The 15,958-nt window shown below is 73.7% G+C and carries 16 protein-coding genes; 8 read left to right on the top strand and 8 right to left on the bottom strand.

What is annotated here, in order from left to right; translation table 11 throughout:
• Window positions 1-115: 115 nt before the first annotated feature.
• Complete coding sequence (locus OHA81_RS04090; protein ID WP_329192839.1) at window positions 116-1,621, bottom strand: MFS transporter; 1,506 nt, start codon at window positions 1,619-1,621, stop codon at window positions 116-118.
• Between the two features lie 137 nt (window positions 1,622-1,758).
• On the opposite strand from OHA81_RS04090, the gene OHA81_RS04085 reads away from it, so the two are divergent.
• Window positions 1,759-2,211 carry a MarR family winged helix-turn-helix transcriptional regulator gene (locus OHA81_RS04085; protein WP_329192837.1) on the top strand — a complete coding sequence of 151 codons (453 nt, stop codon included), beginning with the start codon at window positions 1,759-1,761 and terminating at the stop codon, window positions 2,209-2,211.
• A 22-nt stretch (window positions 2,212-2,233) separates the two neighbouring features.
• Here the strand turns inward: OHA81_RS04085 and OHA81_RS04080 are convergent, their stop codons facing one another.
• On the bottom strand, window positions 2,234-2,713 hold the full coding sequence (locus OHA81_RS04080) for a MarR family winged helix-turn-helix transcriptional regulator (protein ID WP_329192835.1): 480 nt from the start codon (window positions 2,711-2,713) through the stop codon (window positions 2,234-2,236).
• 149 nt (window positions 2,714-2,862) lie between these two features.
• Between OHA81_RS04080 and OHA81_RS04075 the strand changes: the two genes are divergently transcribed.
• Window positions 2,863-3,273 (top strand): organic hydroperoxide resistance protein, encoded by a 411-nt coding sequence (locus OHA81_RS04075; RefSeq protein WP_329192833.1) that lies wholly within the window; start codon window positions 2,863-2,865, stop codon window positions 3,271-3,273.
• A 194-nt stretch (window positions 3,274-3,467) separates the two neighbouring features.
• On the top strand, window positions 3,468-3,854 hold the full coding sequence (locus OHA81_RS04070) for a hypothetical protein (RefSeq protein ID WP_329192832.1): 387 nt from the start codon (window positions 3,468-3,470) through the stop codon (window positions 3,852-3,854).
• A gap of 33 nt (window positions 3,855-3,887) precedes the next feature.
• Here OHA81_RS04070 and OHA81_RS04065 read toward each other — a convergent pair whose 3' ends face one another.
• Window positions 3,888-4,349, bottom strand: a complete 462-nt coding sequence (locus tag OHA81_RS04065; protein ID WP_329192830.1) for a hypothetical protein — start codon at window positions 4,347-4,349, stop codon at window positions 3,888-3,890.
• 176 nt (window positions 4,350-4,525) lie between these two features.
• Between OHA81_RS04065 and OHA81_RS04060 the strand changes: the two genes are divergently transcribed.
• The 3 genes from OHA81_RS04060 to OHA81_RS04050 are packed head-to-tail and all read left to right on the top strand — an operon-like array spanning window position 4,526 to window position 7,304.
• Complete coding sequence (locus OHA81_RS04060) at window positions 4,526-5,800, top strand: sensor histidine kinase (protein ID WP_329192828.1); 1,275 nt, start codon at window positions 4,526-4,528, stop codon at window positions 5,798-5,800.
• The gene (locus tag OHA81_RS04055) at window positions 5,788-6,444 is read left to right on the top strand and encodes a response regulator transcription factor (RefSeq protein ID WP_329192826.1); all 657 of its coding nucleotides are present in this window, start codon (window positions 5,788-5,790) and stop codon (window positions 6,442-6,444) included. The genes OHA81_RS04060 and OHA81_RS04055 overlap by 13 nt, the downstream gene beginning before the upstream one ends.
• Window positions 6,441-7,304, top strand: coding sequence for a hypothetical protein (locus tag OHA81_RS04050; protein ID WP_329192825.1), 864 nt, complete (start codon window positions 6,441-6,443; stop codon window positions 7,302-7,304). Before OHA81_RS04055 ends, OHA81_RS04050 begins: the two co-directional genes overlap by 4 nt.
• A 21-nt stretch (window positions 7,305-7,325) precedes the next feature.
• Here the strand turns inward: OHA81_RS04050 and OHA81_RS04045 are convergent, their stop codons facing one another.
• The 4 genes from OHA81_RS04045 to OHA81_RS04030 all read right to left on the bottom strand — a co-directional run bounded on the left by OHA81_RS04045 (window position 7,326) and on the right by OHA81_RS04030 (window position 11,870).
• On the bottom strand, window positions 7,326-8,369 hold the full coding sequence (locus OHA81_RS04045; protein ID WP_329192823.1) for a LacI family DNA-binding transcriptional regulator: 1,044 nt from the start codon (window positions 8,367-8,369) through the stop codon (window positions 7,326-7,328).
• 89 nt (window positions 8,370-8,458) lie between these two features.
• A complete protein-coding gene (locus tag OHA81_RS04040) occupies window positions 8,459-9,877 on the bottom strand; it encodes a glycoside hydrolase family 16 protein (RefSeq protein WP_329192822.1) in 1,419 nt (472 codons plus the stop codon).
• Between the two features lie 199 nt (window positions 9,878-10,076).
• The gene (locus tag OHA81_RS04035; RefSeq protein WP_329192820.1) at window positions 10,077-10,814 is read right to left on the bottom strand and encodes an SAM-dependent methyltransferase; all 738 of its coding nucleotides are present in this window, start codon (window positions 10,812-10,814) and stop codon (window positions 10,077-10,079) included.
• A 144-nt stretch (window positions 10,815-10,958) separates the two neighbouring features.
• A complete protein-coding gene (locus tag OHA81_RS04030; protein WP_329192818.1) occupies window positions 10,959-11,870 on the bottom strand; it encodes an AraC family transcriptional regulator in 912 nt (303 codons plus the stop codon).
• Window positions 11,871-11,969: 99 nt separating this feature from the next.
• Between OHA81_RS04030 and OHA81_RS04025 the strand changes: the two genes are divergently transcribed.
• Both OHA81_RS04025 and OHA81_RS04020 read left to right on the top strand, forming a co-directional pair.
• Window positions 11,970-12,899 carry an MBL fold metallo-hydrolase gene (locus OHA81_RS04025; protein WP_329192816.1) on the top strand — a complete coding sequence of 310 codons (930 nt, stop codon included), beginning with the start codon at window positions 11,970-11,972 and terminating at the stop codon, window positions 12,897-12,899.
• 66 nt (window positions 12,900-12,965) lie between these two features.
• Window positions 12,966-14,159 (top strand): cytochrome P450 family protein, encoded by a 1,194-nt coding sequence (locus tag OHA81_RS04020; RefSeq protein ID WP_329192815.1) that lies wholly within the window; start codon window positions 12,966-12,968, stop codon window positions 14,157-14,159.
• Window positions 14,160-14,223: 64 nt separating this feature from the next.
• Here the strand turns inward: OHA81_RS04020 and OHA81_RS04015 are convergent, their stop codons facing one another.
• Window positions 14,224-15,795 (bottom strand): alpha/beta hydrolase, encoded by a 1,572-nt coding sequence (locus tag OHA81_RS04015; RefSeq protein WP_329192813.1) that lies wholly within the window; start codon window positions 15,793-15,795, stop codon window positions 14,224-14,226.
• Between the last annotated feature and the right edge of the window lie 163 nt (window positions 15,796-15,958).

Here is a 15,958-nt window from a genome sequence, read left to right as displayed (position 1 = left end):
ACCCAGCCTGGCCCGTCCCACCGCCCTGGACCCGCGCGAGCCGCTTCGAGGACGACGCGACCGCCCCCGGTCGTCCAGGAGGACCGGGGGCGGTACGGGTGCGGGTGGCGGGGGATCAGACGGCGTCGGCCGTCTCGACCACCTTCGGGGCCGGGGCCTCGCCGGACGCGACGGGCTCCGTCACACGGGGGCCGTGGCCCTTGCGCAGTCCGGCCCAGCTGATCAGGGCGACCAGGGCGAAGGCCGCCGCCCCGATGCCGAACGTCAGGGTGAAACCGGACTCCGCGGGCAGGGCGGGGACGCCCGGCGGGAGGTGCTCGATCGTCTTGGAGGCCAGGATCGTGGTGACGATGGCGCTGCCGATCGCGCTGCCGGTCGAGCGGGAGATGGAGTTGATGCCGTTGGCGATGCCGCTCTGGTGGTGCGGGACGCTCGCCATGATCACGGCGGGCATGGCCGCGTAACCGAAGCTGACGGCCGCGCCGACGACGACACCGGCGCCGATCACCGAGAAGGTGTGGCCGTGGTCGAGGGCCAGCCAGCCGAAACCGGCTGCGCCGAGCCCGGCGGCCAGGGCCAGCGCGATGCGCGGACCGCGGTGACGGACCAGCTGGCCGCCGATGGGGGAGGCGAGCAGCGAGACGATCGCACCCGGCAGCAGGAACTGGACGGAGGCGCGCAGGATGGACGCGTCGAATCCGTACCCGGTCAGCGCCTTGGGCATCTGGACGAGGTAGGACACGCCCAGGAAGTTCGCGAACATGCCGAAGCCGACGAGGATGCCGGCCAGGTTGGCCATCAGCACCGGGCGGTGGACGAACATCTTCATGTCGACCAGCGGCTCGCGCACCTTGCGCTCGACCACGACCCACACGGCCGTCATGACGGCGGCGCCGGCGAAACTGGCGAGCGTACGGCCGGAGGACCAGCCCCACTCGTGGCCCTGCGAGATGGGCAGCAGGAGCAGCAGCAGGGCGATGCCGAGGGTCAGCGCTCCCAGGAAGTCGGTGCGGCCGCCGGTCTTGTGGCGGGTGGCCGGGACCAGGAACACGACCGCCAGGAGGGCGAGGGTCGCGAAGCCGGTCGCCATCCAGAAGGCGTTGCGGTAGTCGGCGCCGTCACCGGAGGTCAGCAGGCCGGTGGCGACCAGAGCCAGGCCGCTGCCGAACGCGAGCGTGCCGCTGACCAGCGCCATCGCACCCGGCAGCTTCTGCGGCCGGACCTCTTCGCGCAGGACGGAGAGCGCCAGCGGGAAGATGGCGGTGGCCGCGCCCTGGAGCACCCGGCCCAGGATGAGCAGGGGCAGCGAGGTCGCGAGGGCGGCGACGACGGAGCCCGCGACCATGATGGCGAGTACGGCCACCAGGGTCGGCTTCTTGCCGTGCTGGTCGCCGAAGCGGCCCAGGAGTGGGGTGAAGACGGCGGCGGACAGCAGGGTGGCGGTGGTCACCCAGCTGACGTTGGCGGTCGTGGTGCCGAGGTCGTTGCGGATCAGACCCAGGATCGGGACGGGCAGGGTCTGCATCATCGACACGACCATGGCGGCGAGGCTCAGGGCGAAGACGATGACCGTCTCGTTCCTGGGCCCGGCGGCGGAGGGGGCGGGTGCGGCGGTGCTCATGGCTGGCAGGACCTTCTTAACGCTTCAGATCGCAGATGTTTTACGTCATCAAGTACTTGGATGAAGGTAGACGGCAATAGTTAAGGAGGTCAAGTAAACAATTGATAATGCCAACCTTCTTGCGTACGCTCGACGGCATGAGTGCCACCGCCGGACCGGCCGCCCCCCACCGCCCCACCAAGCTCCAGCTCCTGGAGCTGCTCGCCGCCATCGGTACCGCCCAGTGGCGGGATTTCGCGGCCGCCGCGGCCCGCTACGGCCTCACGTCCACGCAGGCCAGGGTGCTCGCCCAGCTGGAGGGGCCGGTGCCGATGCGGGGCCTGGCCACCCTGCTGGTGTGTGACGCGTCCAACGTCACCGGCATCGTCGACCGGCTGGAGGCGCGCGAGCTGGTGCGGCGCGAGCCGTCCGCGGTCGACCGGCGCGTGAAGAACGTCGTCGCCACGGACGAGGGCCGGGACGTCATCCGGCGGGTGCGCGAGGAGATGCAGGCCACGCACGGCGCGCTCGACACCCTCGACGAGGAGGAGGGGGCGACGCTCTACGCCCTGCTGGAGCGGCTGCGCCCCACCATGGAGAAGGACGCCTGATCCCCGGGGGTCCGGCCGGGTTCTAGAGCTCCTGGCCGAAGGCGGCGGCGTCGAGGGCTGTGGTGAGGCGGCTCAGACGCGTCTGGAGATCGCGGATCTCCTCCAGCTCGAAGCCCGTCGCCTGCGCGATGCGGCGGGGTACCTCCACCGCGCGGGCGCGCAGCGCCGCGCCCTCGTCGGTCAGCACGGCGTGGACGGAGCGCTCGTCCTGCGTGCTGCGCTCGCGCCGGATCAGGCCGGCCCCCTCCAGCCGCTTGAGCAGCGGTGACAGCGTGCCCGAGTCGAGCCGCAGGTGCTGTCCGAGCTGCTTGACCGGCATCGTGCCGTGCTCCCACAGGACCAGCATCACCAGGTACTGCGGGTAGGTGAGGCCCAGGTCCTTGAGGACGACCCGGTATAGGCCGTTGAAGGCGCGGCTCGCGGCGTTGAGCGCGAAGCAGATCTGCCCGTCCAGGCGCAGGAAGTCCTGGTCGTCGAGCGGGGTGGCGGGCTGCTGCGTCATGTGGGCCAGTGTACCGCGAGGTGACTTGCAAGCCATTGAGTTGTGCACAACTGAATTGTGTGCTCTATTAGTGGAGGCAGTCGGGTCACCGGCCCCCCGCCGAGGTTCGAACCCGGACCGCCTTCCACCACCTCCCGAGAGGAACTCCGATGGACGCGCTGTACACCGCTGTCGCCACCGCCAACGGCCGTGAGGGCCGCGCAGTCAGCTCCGACGGCCAGATCGACCTCGCGCTGGCCATGCCCCCGGCGCTGGGCGGCAACGGGCAGGGCACCAACCCCGAGCAGCTCTTCGCGGCCGGTTACGCCGCCTGCTTCGCCAGCGCCCTCGGCCTGGTCGGCCGCCAGGCCAAGGTCGACACCGGCGACATCTCCGTCACCGCCGAGACCTCCATCGGCCAGGACGGCTCCGGCTTCGGTCTGGCCGTCACCCTGCGCATCGAACTGCCCGACTCCCTCGCGGGCGAGACGGGCGCGCTCCTGGTCAAGCAGGCGCACGAGGTCTGCCCGTACTCCAAGGCGACCCGCGGCAACATCCCCGTCGAGCTCGTCATCGAGTAGCGGTCGGCCCCGGCGGGCGGGAATTCCCCGCGGCGCCGCACGTGCCGCAGTGCAAGCGCCTCCGGCGCCCCGACGAGGGGCGCCGGAGGCGTTCGCGTCGCCGGGCAACTCCCGGCTCGGGCACACGTTTTGGGCGAGGGGGAAGTACGGCGGATCGGCTGCACGCGCCGGTGCGCCGCCACTACCGTTGCCGCATGAGCGCCGATGAACTCGACCCCCGGGACGTGTGGCCGCTACCGCCGGCCTGGATGTTCGACTGCACCGACTGTTTCCGGCTCTACCGTTCCATGAAGCGCATCGAGCGGGTCACGGAGGAGATGTGGCTCACCGGGCGGCGGGGGATCGACTGGGACCCCGTGGACAACGGGCCCGGCTCGCGGATCCGGCTCGCCCGCCACCTGGCCACCAGCCACGAGAGCCTGTTGCCCGACTGGGCGCCGGAGTGCGAGCGGTGCGGCGACCACGCACGCAGGCTCGCGCGGGGCGAGGACGCGGAATTCGGTCTCGCGGCGGCCCTGGTGGCCGCCGAACACCGCGCCGCGCACCTCTTCGTCCCGCCCCGCGGGCTGGGCCTCGTCTGACCGGAGGCGTCGGGGGCCCCTGCGCGGGGCCGCTCAGCCGCGCCGCCGGGCGGCCACCACGACGCAGGCCACCGCGAGCGGCACCTCCGCCCCCGCTGCCAGCAACAGGGCCGGCCCCTGGCCGCCGGTTCCCAGCGAGGTCGTGACGTCGAACCAGGCGTCCACCGCCAGCAGCGCGGCCGTCGCGGCCGCCACCGGCGAAGCCCGGGGGTCCCTCCGGCGCACCAGCAGCCCGGTCCCCGTCAGTCCGGCCGCCAGCATCACGTCCAGGCCGATCCAGGCGGTGGCCCAGTGGGACACCTCGGCGCTCCCCGGCAGCGTCATCGCCAGCACGACCATCCACGGGAGCAGCGCCGCACCCGCCCCCGTGAGGACCACGGAGATCCCCGGCACGGCGCGGCGGGCGGCAGTCCGGCGGCCCGTTGTCCGAGGAGCGGTCACCCGGCGGGCGGTCGTCCGTGCGGCGGCGGGCGGGCAGGGGGCGGTGAGGGCCATGGCCGCGGGTCTCCTTCCGGCCCGGCGGTCCGTCCGCGGGGCACGCCCCCACTCTTGTGTCCCGCAACGCGAAGATCAGTAGCCCCCCGGTCCGAACCCGGGGTGGTGCCCGTACCACCCCCGAGCGGGTACCAGGGTGGGCGCACGTCCTGAGCAGTGCGATTACCGTACGGGTCATGGCACTTCGCGGCGCGCTGAGGCGTACCTCCACCTGGTTCGCCGCCCACGCCCCGTGGTCGGCGTGGGCCTGGCGCAACACCGCCTTCGCGGCAGCCGCCATCCCGCCCGCGCTGCCCGTCCTCGCCGGGGTCACGGTCCTGTCGGTCCTCCCCGGGGACGGGCCCGTACCGCTGGCTGCCGCGCTCGCCGCGCTCGTGCTGTGCCCCCTGCTCACGCCGCTCCAGCGCAGCCGCTTCCGGTCGCTGCTCGGCCTCCACGTTCCGCCGGTCGTGCGCGAGCACCGGTGGTGGACCCCGCGCGGGGCGGGCGAGCGGCTGGGCTCCGGGGCGATGTTGCGGCAGTACGGGTACCACCTCATCGTCGGTCCCCTCACCGCGCTGGCGGGCGCCGCCGTCGTCCTCGCCTGGGCGGCGGGTGCCGTCGGCGCCACCGTCTACGGATGGGTCTGGCTGCTGCCCGGCCCCGGCGGAACGGGCGCCCCCGGCTGGACCGGGCAGTGCGACGTGGTCACCGTTGCGGGCGCTCTGGCCGTGCTCGCGGCCCCCTGGGCGGCCGCCCTCGTCGCCCGTCTCGACGCACTCGCCGCATCGGCGCTCCTCGGCCCCAGCCGCGCCGGCGAGTTGCTGCGCCGCGTCGAGGACCTCGCCCAGAGCCGGGCCGGCGTACTCGACGCCGCCGACCTCGAACGCCGTCGTATCGAACGGGACTTGCACGACGGCGCCCAACAGCGCCTGGTCTCCCTCGCCATGAACCTCGGGATCGCCCGCGCCACCCTTCCGGACCTGCCGCCCGAGGCCAGGGCCGTGATCGACGAGGCCCACCGCGAGGCGAAGGAGGCCATCGAGGAGCTGAACAGCCTGGTACGGGGCCTGCACCCGGCCGTGCTGGAGGACCGCGGGCTCGACGCCGCGCTCTCCGGGATCGCCGCCCGCGCCCCCCTGCCCGTCGAACTGTCCGTGGACATCACCGAACGCCCGGACCCGACGGTGGAGGCGGTCGCGTACTTCGTGGTCTCCGAGGCCCTCGCCAACGTCGCCAAACACGCCGGAGCCGCGCGCTGCACCGTCCGGGCCCAGCGGGTGCCCGGCGGCCGCACGGACCTGCTGCGCGTCGTCGTCACCGACGACGGGGCGGGCGGCGCCGACCCGGGCTCCGGCACCGGCCTGAGGGGTCTGCGCAAGCGGGTAGGGTCGGTCGACGGAACCATCAAGATCGACAGTCCTCTCGGGGGCCCGACCGTCATCACCGTGGAGCTGCCGTGCGTGCCGTGATCGCCGAAGACTCCGTCCTGCTGCGCATAGGACTCGTCAAGGTCCTCGAAATGGCGGGGTTCGAGGTGGCCGCCGAGGCCGGGGACGCCGAAGCGGTGCTCGCCGCCGTCGAGGAACACCGGCCCGACCTCGCGCTGCTCGACGTGCGCATGCCACCGGGCTTCACCGACGAGGGAGTCCGCGCGGCGCTGATGATCCGCAGCCAGAGCCCGGGCACCGCCGTCCTGCTGCTCTCGCAGTACGTGGAGGAACGCTACGCCGCCGACCTGCTGTCGGGCGAGAACGGCGCGGGCATCGGCTACCTCCTCAAGCAACGCGTGGCCGACGTCGAGGAGTTCATCGACGCCCTGCGCCGGGTCGCGGCCGGCGGCACCGCACTCGACCCCCAGGTCGTCGCCCAGCTCCTGCTGCGCCGGGGCGGGGGAGCGGATCCGCTGGAGCGGCTGACCCCGCGCGAACGCGAGGTGCTGGCCCTGATGGCCGAGGGCCGCTCCAACGCGGGCATCGCGGCCGGACTCGTGGTCAGCGAGAGCGCCGTGGCCAAACACATCAACAACATCTTCAGCAAGCTGGACCTGCCCCAGGCCGAAGGCGCCCACCGCCGCGTCCTCGCGGTCCTGCGCTTCCTGGACGGCACCCCGTGACCTCCGCCGACGCCCCCGCCGACGCCCCCGGCGCGCCGTCCGCCCCGGCTCGCCGGGAGCACCGCCGGGCGTGGCTCCTCGCGGCGCTGGCCGGTGCGTTGCTGGTCCTCGTACCGGCGGGCCGTCAGGCGTGGACGCACCACTCCCTGCACAGCCGCGTCCTGGCCGGCGACAGCGGCGGACCGCCGGTGCGGGCGCTGGAGATCACCGGCCGCAGCGCGGACATCACCGTCACCCCGCGCGCGGACGGGGTGGTCGGCTACCGGGCGGAGCTCGGCTGGTCCGCCCGGCCGCCCGTCGTCGAGGAGAGCCGGCTCGGCGACACCCTGCGGCTGGCCGCGCGCTGCCCCGGCGACGGCGGCGACGGCGGAGGTCCCGACGGCCCGGGCCCGGGGCCCGGCTGCGACGTGCGGCTCGCGGTGACCGTGCCGGCCGGCATCCCCGTACGGGTGTCCGCCGGCTCCGGCCGGGTCGACATCAGCGGCATGGCGGGCCCCGTCGACGCCAGCGTCGACTCCGGCACCCTGAACCTCGTCGGCCTGCGCGGCGCGGTGCGCGCCCGGGCCGGCTCCGGCGCCCTGACCGCCACCGGTCTGGCCTCGGCGCGGGCCGACATCGCGGCGGACTCCGGCCACGCGCTGGCCGCCTTCCTGGCCCCGCCCGAAGACGTCACCGCCCGCGTCGGCTCCGGCGGGCTCGACCTCGCCTTTCCGCCGGCCACCCGGTTCCGCGTCGACGCACGCGCGGGCTCGGGCACCTGCGAGGTCGCCCCGGCCCTGCGCGACCCCGCCTCCCCGTATACCCTGACCGTCTCGGCGGAGTCGGGCCGGGCCGAAGCCCGCACCACCGCGTCGTACTGACCGGTGGCGCCGGCCGCGGCGTCAGGCGGAGGCCCGGCGGACCAGTACGGTCGGCGTGATCACCGCCCGGGGCGCCGGCGGGGTGTCCAGCGCGCCCAGGGTGCCCAGCAGCAGCCGCGCCATCAGGCGGCCCATCCCCTCCACGTCCTGGCGGACCGTCGTCAGCGGCGGCTCCGCCGCCTCGGCCACCCGCTCGGTGTCGTCGAAGCCGACCACCGCCACGTCCCCGGGCACGTCGAGCCCCCGCTCCCGGAGCACCGCGAGGGCCCCCGTCGCCATCAGGTCGTTCGCGGCGAACACCGCGTCCAGGCCCGGCCGGCGCCCCAGCAGCTCCCGCATCGCACGGGCCCCGCCGGCCGTGGTGAAGTCACCCGCCGCCACCAACGCGGGGTCGGCGCCCACCAGTACGTCCCGGTAGCCGTCGAGCCGGTCGACGGCCGAGGTCTGGTCGAGGGGGCCCGCGATGTGCGCCACGCGCCGTCGGCCGCGGGCGAGCAGGTGGCGCACCGCCTCCCGCGCGCCGCCCCGGTTGTCGGCGTCGACGTAGGCGGCGCAGGGGTCGTCGGGGCCGGTCGTCCAGCCCGGCCGGCCTCCGTAGACCGTGGGCATGCCGACCCGGCGGGTGATCTCGGGCAGCGGGTCGTCGGTGTGCAGCGAGAAGGCGAGCGCCCCGTCGACGTGGCCGCCCGCCAGGTACCGTTCGATCCGGTCGTAGTCCGCCCGGTCCTCCACCAGGAGCAGCACCAACTGGGCGTCGTGCGCGGTCAGTTCCCGGCTGATCCCGCGTATCTGGCGGGAGAAGAACGGGTCGGAGAAGATCCGTGCCTCCGGTTCGGGGATGATCACGGCGACCGCCCCGGTGCGCCGGGTGACCAGGGTGCGGGCCGCGTGGTTCGGTACGTAGCCGAGCTCGCGCACGGCCTCCCGCACCTTGTCCGCCAGGTGCGCGCGGACCCCGTCACCGCCGTTGACGACGCGGGAGACCGTGGCCCGGGACACCCCGGCCAGTGCAGCCACGGCCTCCAGGGTGGGGCGGTTCCCGGGAACACGAAGCTGTTCGGGCACGGGCGCTCCTCATGCGTGGCCGTCGGCGGTTGACTTGCCGCGCAGCAGGTTAACCCCTGCCGCCGGGGGCGCCCGGCGCCCCGGCCCGCTCAGTGGCCGAAGTCGAACCAGTTCACGTTCACGAAGTCGGCCGGCTGGCCGCTGGTGAAGGTGAGGTAGACGTCGTGGGTGCCCGTGACGGCGCTGATGTTCGCGGGGACGGTCCGCCAGCTCTGCCAGCCTCCGGTGCCGGCGACGGAGAAACTGCCGACCGGCGGGCTCGTGCGGCTGTCCAGGCGGACCTCCACGAGGCCGCTGACCCCGCTCGCCGCGCCGCTCGCGACCCGCCCGTAGAACTGGCGGGCCGCGCTCGCGCCGAAGTCGACGCCCCGGTACACGGCCCAGTCACCGTTCGCCAGCGAGGCGAGGTCCTGGCCACCGCCGGTGTCCGAGGTGGTCTCCTTGGCGGTGCCCGCCTGGTCGTCGTACGACTCCGCCTGGATGGCGGCGTAGGCGTTCCGCGCCCCGGAGGGCGGCGTCGTGGGGGGCGTGGTGGGCGGGGTGGTGGTGCCCGTCTTCTGGAGTACCAGGACGTAGTCGACCACCATCGGGTGGCCGGGCTCGGTGCCGGCGTCCGGTCCGCCGCCGAAGGCGTCGGGGAAGCCGCCGCCCATGGCGACGTTCAGGATGATGAAGTAGCCGTGGTCCGTCGCATTGGTCCAGGTGGTGGCGTCGACCTGGTTCGCCTTCACGGTGTGGAAGTTGACGCCGTCCAGGTAGAAGCGCATCTCCTCCACGGCCGTGGACCGGTCCCACTCCACCGCGTAGGTGTGGAAGCCGCCCTGGCAGGTGGTGCCGGTGCAAGCGCGCTGGCCGCCGATGCCGGAGGTCTCGTTGCAGGGGCCGCCCGGGCTGGTGCCGCAATGCATGGTGGCCCACTCGTTGTTGAGGCCCTGGACGTTCTCCATGATGTCCAGCTCACCGATGCCGGGCCAGTTCCACCAGTTGCCCCGGTAGGGGGCTCCGAGCATCCAGAACGCCGGCCAGTACCCCTTCGCCGCGGCGCCCGTGACGTTCGGCATCTGTATCCGGGCCTCGGTGCGCAGGGTGCCGCCCGCCGGGGGCCGCAAGTCGGAGCGCCTGCTCTCCACGCGGGCCGAGGTCCAGTTGCCGGCCGCGTCCCTGCGGGGGGTGATCCGGAGGTTGCCGGCGCCGTCGAGCGAGACGTTGGCCGGGTCCGCGGTCATCGTCTCGATCTCGCCGGTCCCGAAGCCGGTGGGGCCGCCCGGGTAGCCGCGCCCGGTCGTGTACTGCCAGTCGGTGGTGTTCACACCGGAGCCGGCGGTCCCGTTGAAGTCGTCAAGGAACACCTGGGACCAGCCGGCCGGGACCGGGGGAGCGGCGGCGTTCGCGGGCGGGGTGACGGCCACGGCGGCAGCGGCCGCCACCGCCACCGCCATCGTGCTCAGGGTGGCGATGACGGAACGCCTGGTGGCGGGGCGGCGCCTTCTGCGGGATGTCTCACGCATGGGTGGGTGCCCTCTCTGCGTGCGCCTCGGGGGCGCGGTGGGGGGAGGTGCGGACCGTGACACCGCCTTGAGAGCGCTCTCACAGCGATGTCGCCCGCCACTGTGCTCCCCGCCACCGGGACCGTCAAGAGATGGAACCGTCAAAGCCATTTGCGGGGCGGGGAGTTCACAGGTTGAAGGGGCTCGGTGCCTCGTGGGGTCAGTCGGACGTCCGGCGCAGGATCAGGGAGACGAAGCCCCAGGTGTCCCGGTAGACGCGCAGCCACTCGGAGCGCCGGACGCCGGCCGTTTCGAGGGCCTGGGAGCCGTCCGGACCGGCAGGATGGTCAAGGCCCCATGACGCCAGCGAGCCCCAGCAGGACCACTCGTAGTCGTCCAGTTCACTGCGCGTGCTGACGTGCCCGTAGACGGGTGTCCACCCGTCGGCGACGACCCGGTCCACGGTGGTCGCAAGGTCGGCGAAGTCCCCGAGCATCCCGACGGCCTCCGGGGAGGGTTCGCGGTCCCAGAACCCCTCGCCGACCAGGACCCGGCCGCCGGGGGTCAGGTGCTTGCGGGCCGCGGCGAGGGTGGGGAGCAAGCCGCCGAATGCGTGCGTGGCCCCGACACTGAGCACGAGGTCGAACGGCTCCGCCGGGGCGAAGTCCTCGGCCGGGATGTGGTGGAGCACGAGGCGTTCTCGGACGCCGAGGCGGTGCGCGGCCTGATCGGCGAGCGCCAAGGCCTCCTTCGAGACGTCGACGCCCTCGGCATGCAGGTGGGGGTGGTTGTCCAGGGCGCGCAGCAGCCATTCCGCGGTGCCGCAGCCGAGGTCGAGTACTCGGGCGTCGGCGCGGGGGACCGCGCGGTCCAGCAGTCGGCGTACGGACCCGTCGTCGAGCGGGGCCTTTATCGGGTGGTCGGCATGGGCGATCTGGGAGATCTGTTCACGGTTCACCGGCGCAGCCTGCCAGCAGCCGGAGGCCGCGCACACCTCCTTTTCGGTGCCGGAACCCCGCGCCCGGTGACGGCGTGGGCTGCGCCGGGCCGTCCGGACGCGTACCCGTCACCGCGCACCGCCGGCCGGCCGCGCCTGGTCGCGTTAGCGGCCCGGGGGTGTGCCGAACTGTCTGTTGAAGGCGGCGGAGAAGGCGTACGGGCTCCCGTAGCCGCAGCGGCGGGCGATCGCCGACAGCGGGTCCGCGCTGTCGCGGAGCAGCGCCGCGGCGAAGGTCAGCCGCCACCAGGTCAGGTACGCCATCGGCGGCCGGCCCACCAGTGCCGTGAACCGGCGGGCCAGCGTGGCCCGCGAGACGCCCGCTTCGGCGGCGAGGCGGTCGTTGGTCCACGGGGCGGCCGGCTCGGAGTGCAGGGCCCGCAGGGCGGCGGCCGTCACGGGGTCGCCCAGTACGGCGGGCCACGCCCCGGTCGCGGCGTCGGCCAGCCAGGACCGGACCATGTAGACGAGCAGGAGGTCGAGCAGCCCGGGGACGGCGATCCCCGCGCCGGGCCGCTGTCCGCCCAGTTCACGCCCCAACAGGTCGATGGCGAAGCGCAGTTCCGGGTGCGCTCCCACCCTGTTCGGCAGGTGGACGACGGTCGGCAGTTCGCCCATGAGCGGGTGCATCCGGCTGCGGTCGAGCCGGTACTTCCCGCACAGCAGCTCCACGGCCCTCCCGTCGGCATTCCCGTCGGGGCCGGCGGCGCCCCGGCGCGGGTGCTTCCCGTCGGCCCATTCCTCGAACGCCACCGCGCGCCGCCGGTCCGACGCGTCGGCACGGGAGTCGGCGAGGACGTGCCCGGCGCCGTGCGGCAGCAGCACCGCGTCGCCCGCCCCGAGCGGCACCGGCACGCCGTCGTCGGGCAGCAGCACACAGCTTCCCTCCACGACGACGTGGAAGCCGGCACCGTCGTACGGGGCGAGGCGGGTGCACCAGCTTCCGGTGACCCGGACCCGGTGGGAGGAGGGCCGTCCGATGCGGATGGTCGATATCGCGTCGCTCACCACGTCCATGCCGAAAGCGTAGCCCCGGCGTCAGCGGCGAGAGCCTCGCGCATCCGTATGAGCCATCAGCGCATTGAGGGGCTCACGCCGCGTTCATAGGGTCGGGGCATGAGCAGCGAGAACAAGCAGAGCACCATGCTGGGGGACGTCGAGGTCACACGTGTCGTCGAGTGGCAGGGGCCGGCCGCCCGCACCTCCGAGATCGTGCCCGCAGCCGGGCCCGAGGTGTGGCGGGACAACGCCGGCTCGCTCGCCCCCGACCACTGGGACCCGCAGGGCGACCGCGTGGTGATGGCGGTGCAGACCTGGGTGCTGCGCAGCGCCGGACGGACCGTACTGGTGGACACCGGGGTCGGCGACATGCGCGAGCGCCCCGGATCGCCGATGTTCCATCACTGGCGGGGCGACCTCCTCGCCCGGCTGGCACTGGCCGGGGTCCGGCCCGAGGACGTGGACCTCGTCGTCAACACGCACGTGCACGGTGATCACGTCGGCGGCAACACCACCGGCGCGCAAGGTGAGTGGACCCCGGCCTTCCCCAATGCCCGGTACCTGATCCCGGCCGCGGACGACTTCCACTACGGGCCGCGCAACGGGTACGCGCAGGGCAAGAGGGTGGACGACCGGCTCGTGTACGAGGACAGCGTCGAGCCCGTCCACCGTGCCGGGCAGGCCGTGCTGTGGGAGGGCGTCCACCGTATCGACGAGCACCTCGTCCTGGAGTCCGCGCCCGGTCACACGCCCGGATCCAGCGTGCTGCGGCTCGAATCCGGCGGGGACCGTGCGGTGTTCGTCGGCGATCTGCTGCACAGCCCCGTGCAGATCCTGAACCCCGGACACAACAGCTGCTTCTGCCTGGACCCGTCGCAGGCCGCGGCCACCCGCCGCCGGATCCTCGAAGGAGCCGCCGACCGAAGGGAATGGGTGATACCGGCGCACTTCGGCGGAGCGGGCGCCGTCGAAGTCCGGCGCCGGGGCCACGACTTCGCCCTCGGGCCGTGGGCGGCCTTCGAAGGGGACGCGCCGGCCGGGCGGTGATTCCGGCCCGGACGACTGGCCGGAAACAGCGCGTTCAGCGAAGCGTGACCGCCGTACTGTGGAGTGATGCCTGTAGTAGACATCAGTTCCGGGGCCCAGAACTTCCATGCCGACCCGTATGCCTTCTACGCGAAACTGCGGGACAGCGGACCGGTCCACCACGTCGTTCTGGACGACCGGGTGTCGGGGCCGAGCTGGCTGGTCGTGGGGTACGAAGAGGCCCGTCAGGCCCTGAACCACCCCGCTCTGCTCAAGGACTGGCGCGATACCGGCCTGTTCCCCGAGATCACGGCGACGGCGGCCAACGCGAACATGCTGGAATCCGACCCGCCGCACCACACCCGGCTGCGCCGCCTGGTCGCGCGCGAGTTCACCGCGCGCCGCATGGAGTCCATGCGGGCCCGCGTCCAGGAGATCACCGACGAACTGCTGGACGCCATGGCCGCCCGGCCCGAGCGCTCCGCCGATCTGATCGAGGCACTCGCGTTCCCGCTGCCCATGACGGTGATCTGCGAACTGCTCGGCGTGCCCGACCTGGACCGCGAGCGCTTCCGGCACTGGTCCAACGAGGTCGTCGCCCCCACCCAGGGCGCTCCGGCGGGCGCCGCCCACGAGCAGCTCAGTGCCTACCTCGCCGAGCTCGTCGAGCTCAAGGCGAAGGCGCCGGGCGGGGACCTGCTCAGCGCGCTGATCCGTACCCGTGACGAGGACGGTGACTCCCTGTCCGGGGAGGAGCTGATCGGGATGGCCTTCCTGCTGCTCGTCGCCGGCCACGAGACCACGGTCAACCTCATCTCCAACGGCGTACGGGCCCTGCTCGCCCATCCCGGTCAACTCGCCGAGCTGCGCGCCGACTTCGACGGGCTGCTGCCCGGCGCGGTCGAGGAGATGCTGCGCTACGACGGCCCCGTGCAGAACGCCACCTTCCGCTACGCCGGTGAGGACGTGGAGATCGGCGGCGTCGTCATCCCGGCCGGGGACACCGTCCTCGTCTCGCTGGCGGGCGCCGACCGCGACCCCGGGCGGTTCGGGGAGCCCGATGCCTTCGACATCCACCGGGCCCCCCAGGGCCACCTCGCCTTCGGCCACGGACTGCACTTCTGCCTCGGTGCCCCGCTGGCCCGGATGGAGGGCCGCATCGCGATCCGGAGCCTGCTGGAGCGCTTCCCGGACCTGGCCGAGGACCCGGCAGGCGGCCCCCCGGCCTGGCTGGCGGGCAGCCTGATGAGGGGCGTGAGCCGGCTTCCCGTCCGCTGGTAGCGCCGCCGGGTGCCGACGCCCGCCGTCAGCGCCCGCCGTCAGTCCCCCCAGTCAGTGCCCCCCGTCAGTGGCCGCCGGGACGGCCGGCCGGCTCCGGCAGCGGCACACCCGCGCAGCGGGCGCCCTCGGCGGGCAGCACACCGTCGAGCAGGTAGGCCTCGACCGCGGAGTCGACGCACGGGTTGTGGTTCTGGAACTGGCCGTGGTCACCGCCGTCCACCGTGAGCAGCCGTGAGCCGGCCAGCCCGCGGTGGGCGCGCACCGCGGACTCGTAGTACGTCGCCGGGTCGTTCGTCGAGTTCAGCATGAGCACGGGGGGCAGCTCCTCGCCGGTGACCTCGACGCGGGGCGTCCGGGAGCGCGGCCAGTTCGCGCACACTGAGGCGAAGGCGAGCTCGCGCGCTCCGGCCAGCGGATAGGTCTGCGTGGCCCCGGCGCTGTGCTCCTCCCAGTAACGGGCGTCCCGCGTCCACGGGGTGTCCCCGCAGGTGACCGAGAAGAAGTCGGCGGCGAAGTCGGCGCCCAGGGGGTGCGCGAGCTGCGCCGCCACTGTCTCCCGTACGTCCGCCGGAGCCTGCTCGGGGTGGCTGAGGACCCCGAGGAGCACGGCGAGCCCCTCGAATCCGTCCCCCGCGTCGTAGAGCGAGTTCGTCGTGGCCGCATCGAGGTGGTTGGGCGTGACGACCGTTCCCCCGAGGTCGAGGGGGTGCGCGCCCAGGGCGGCCCGCAGCCGCTCGAAAGAGGCTCCGGCCTCGGCCGGGGTGGCGCCCTGGTGGTAGGTGGCGTCGTGCGCGGCGAGCCAGGGCAGGAAGTCCTCCTCGAACCTGCGCTGGAAGCTCATCGGCTGACCGGTCATGAAGGACTGCCAGGTACCGGTGAAGTCCACGTTGCTGTCGAGCACCACCCGCTCCACGCGGCTCGGGAACTCGGTGGCGTAGTACGCGCCGAGGAACGTCGCGTAGGAGGGACCGTAGTACGAGACCTTCCGGGCGCCCAGGAGTTCCCGGTACAGGTCCATGTCGTGCACCGCCTGATCGGTGGTGATGTACGGCAGCAGGTCGCCCGAGCGGCGCCGGCAGTCCTGCACGAAGCCCCGCGCCCGGTCGACTGTCCGTCGCACGGCCCCGGGGGACCGGTCGCGCAGGTCGCCGCTGCCGAACAGGGCGTCGACGGCGCTCTGGTCCGAGCAGGTGACACGGGTGCTCGCGCCGACACCGCGCTGATCGAAGCCGACGATGTCGTACGCGGCCGCCAGCCGTGGGCTGTACGAGGCCAGTCGCGCGGGGCGGCCCAGCCCCGACGCGCCGGGTCCGCCCGCCGCCACCATGAGCACGCCCCGGCGTCCGGCCGGGTCCGCCGCGCGGAGCCGGTCGACCTCCACGTGCAGGTCCGGCCCGGAGCCGGGGTGGTACCAGTCCCGGGGCACGGTCATCGTGGCGCACTCCAGCGGGCCCGTCGCGCACGGATGCCAGTCGAGCCGCTGGTGCCGGTAGCGGTCCGGTACGCGGGGGGCGGCGCCCGCTTGTGCGGCGCCCGCCGGTGCGGCGCCCGCGGTGGTGGCCGGCAGGGCGGCGGCGGCCAGCACGCCGCACAGGGCGGTCGCCGCCCACCGTGCGGACTTCCTGAACAAGGACATTGCTTCCTCTTCCCCCTGGGATCTCCTGGACGCTCAGATCGTCGCCCGCGCCCGCCGGGTGCTTCGATCCCCCTGGCACCCGGATCCGGGGTGGTGACAGGACCACCCACCCCGGCCGTCGCCACCCCATCGGGCGGAGGCCGTTCGTGGATGCCGCCGGGTC

It is taken from the genome of Streptomyces sp. NBC_00667, from assembly GCF_036226825.1.
GTDB lineage: Bacteria > Actinomycetota > Actinomycetes > Streptomycetales > Streptomycetaceae > Streptomyces.
The sequence above is the reverse complement of the archived record's forward strand: the minus strand, read 5'-3'. Positions and strand labels throughout refer to the sequence as shown.

Coding starts and splice junctions, on each gene's coding strand:
- OHA81_RS04090 (WP_329192839.1), bottom strand. CDS start 1,621: ATGAGCACCGCCGCACCCGCCCCCTCCGCCGCCGGGCCCAGGAACGAG.
- OHA81_RS04085 (WP_329192837.1), top strand. CDS start 1,759: ATGAGTGCCACCGCCGGACCGGCCGCCCCCCACCGCCCCACCAAGCTC.
- OHA81_RS04080 (WP_329192835.1), bottom strand. CDS start 2,713: ATGACGCAGCAGCCCGCCACCCCGCTCGACGACCAGGACTTCCTGCGC.
- OHA81_RS04075 (WP_329192833.1), top strand. CDS start 2,863: ATGGACGCGCTGTACACCGCTGTCGCCACCGCCAACGGCCGTGAGGGC.
- OHA81_RS04070 (WP_329192832.1), top strand. CDS start 3,468: ATGAGCGCCGATGAACTCGACCCCCGGGACGTGTGGCCGCTACCGCCG.
- OHA81_RS04065 (WP_329192830.1), bottom strand. CDS start 4,349: ATGGCCCTCACCGCCCCCTGCCCGCCCGCCGCCGCACGGACGACCGCC.
- OHA81_RS04060 (WP_329192828.1), top strand. CDS start 4,526: ATGGCACTTCGCGGCGCGCTGAGGCGTACCTCCACCTGGTTCGCCGCC.
- OHA81_RS04040 (WP_329192822.1), bottom strand. CDS start 9,877: ATGCGTGAGACATCCCGCAGAAGGCGCCGCCCCGCCACCAGGCGTTCC.
- OHA81_RS04030 (WP_329192818.1), bottom strand. CDS start 11,870: ATGGACGTGGTGAGCGACGCGATATCGACCATCCGCATCGGACGGCCC.
- OHA81_RS04025 (WP_329192816.1), top strand. CDS start 11,970: ATGAGCAGCGAGAACAAGCAGAGCACCATGCTGGGGGACGTCGAGGTC.
- OHA81_RS04020 (WP_329192815.1), top strand. CDS start 12,966: ATGCCTGTAGTAGACATCAGTTCCGGGGCCCAGAACTTCCATGCCGAC.
- OHA81_RS04015 (WP_329192813.1), bottom strand. CDS start 15,795: ATGTCCTTGTTCAGGAAGTCCGCACGGTGGGCGGCGACCGCCCTGTGC.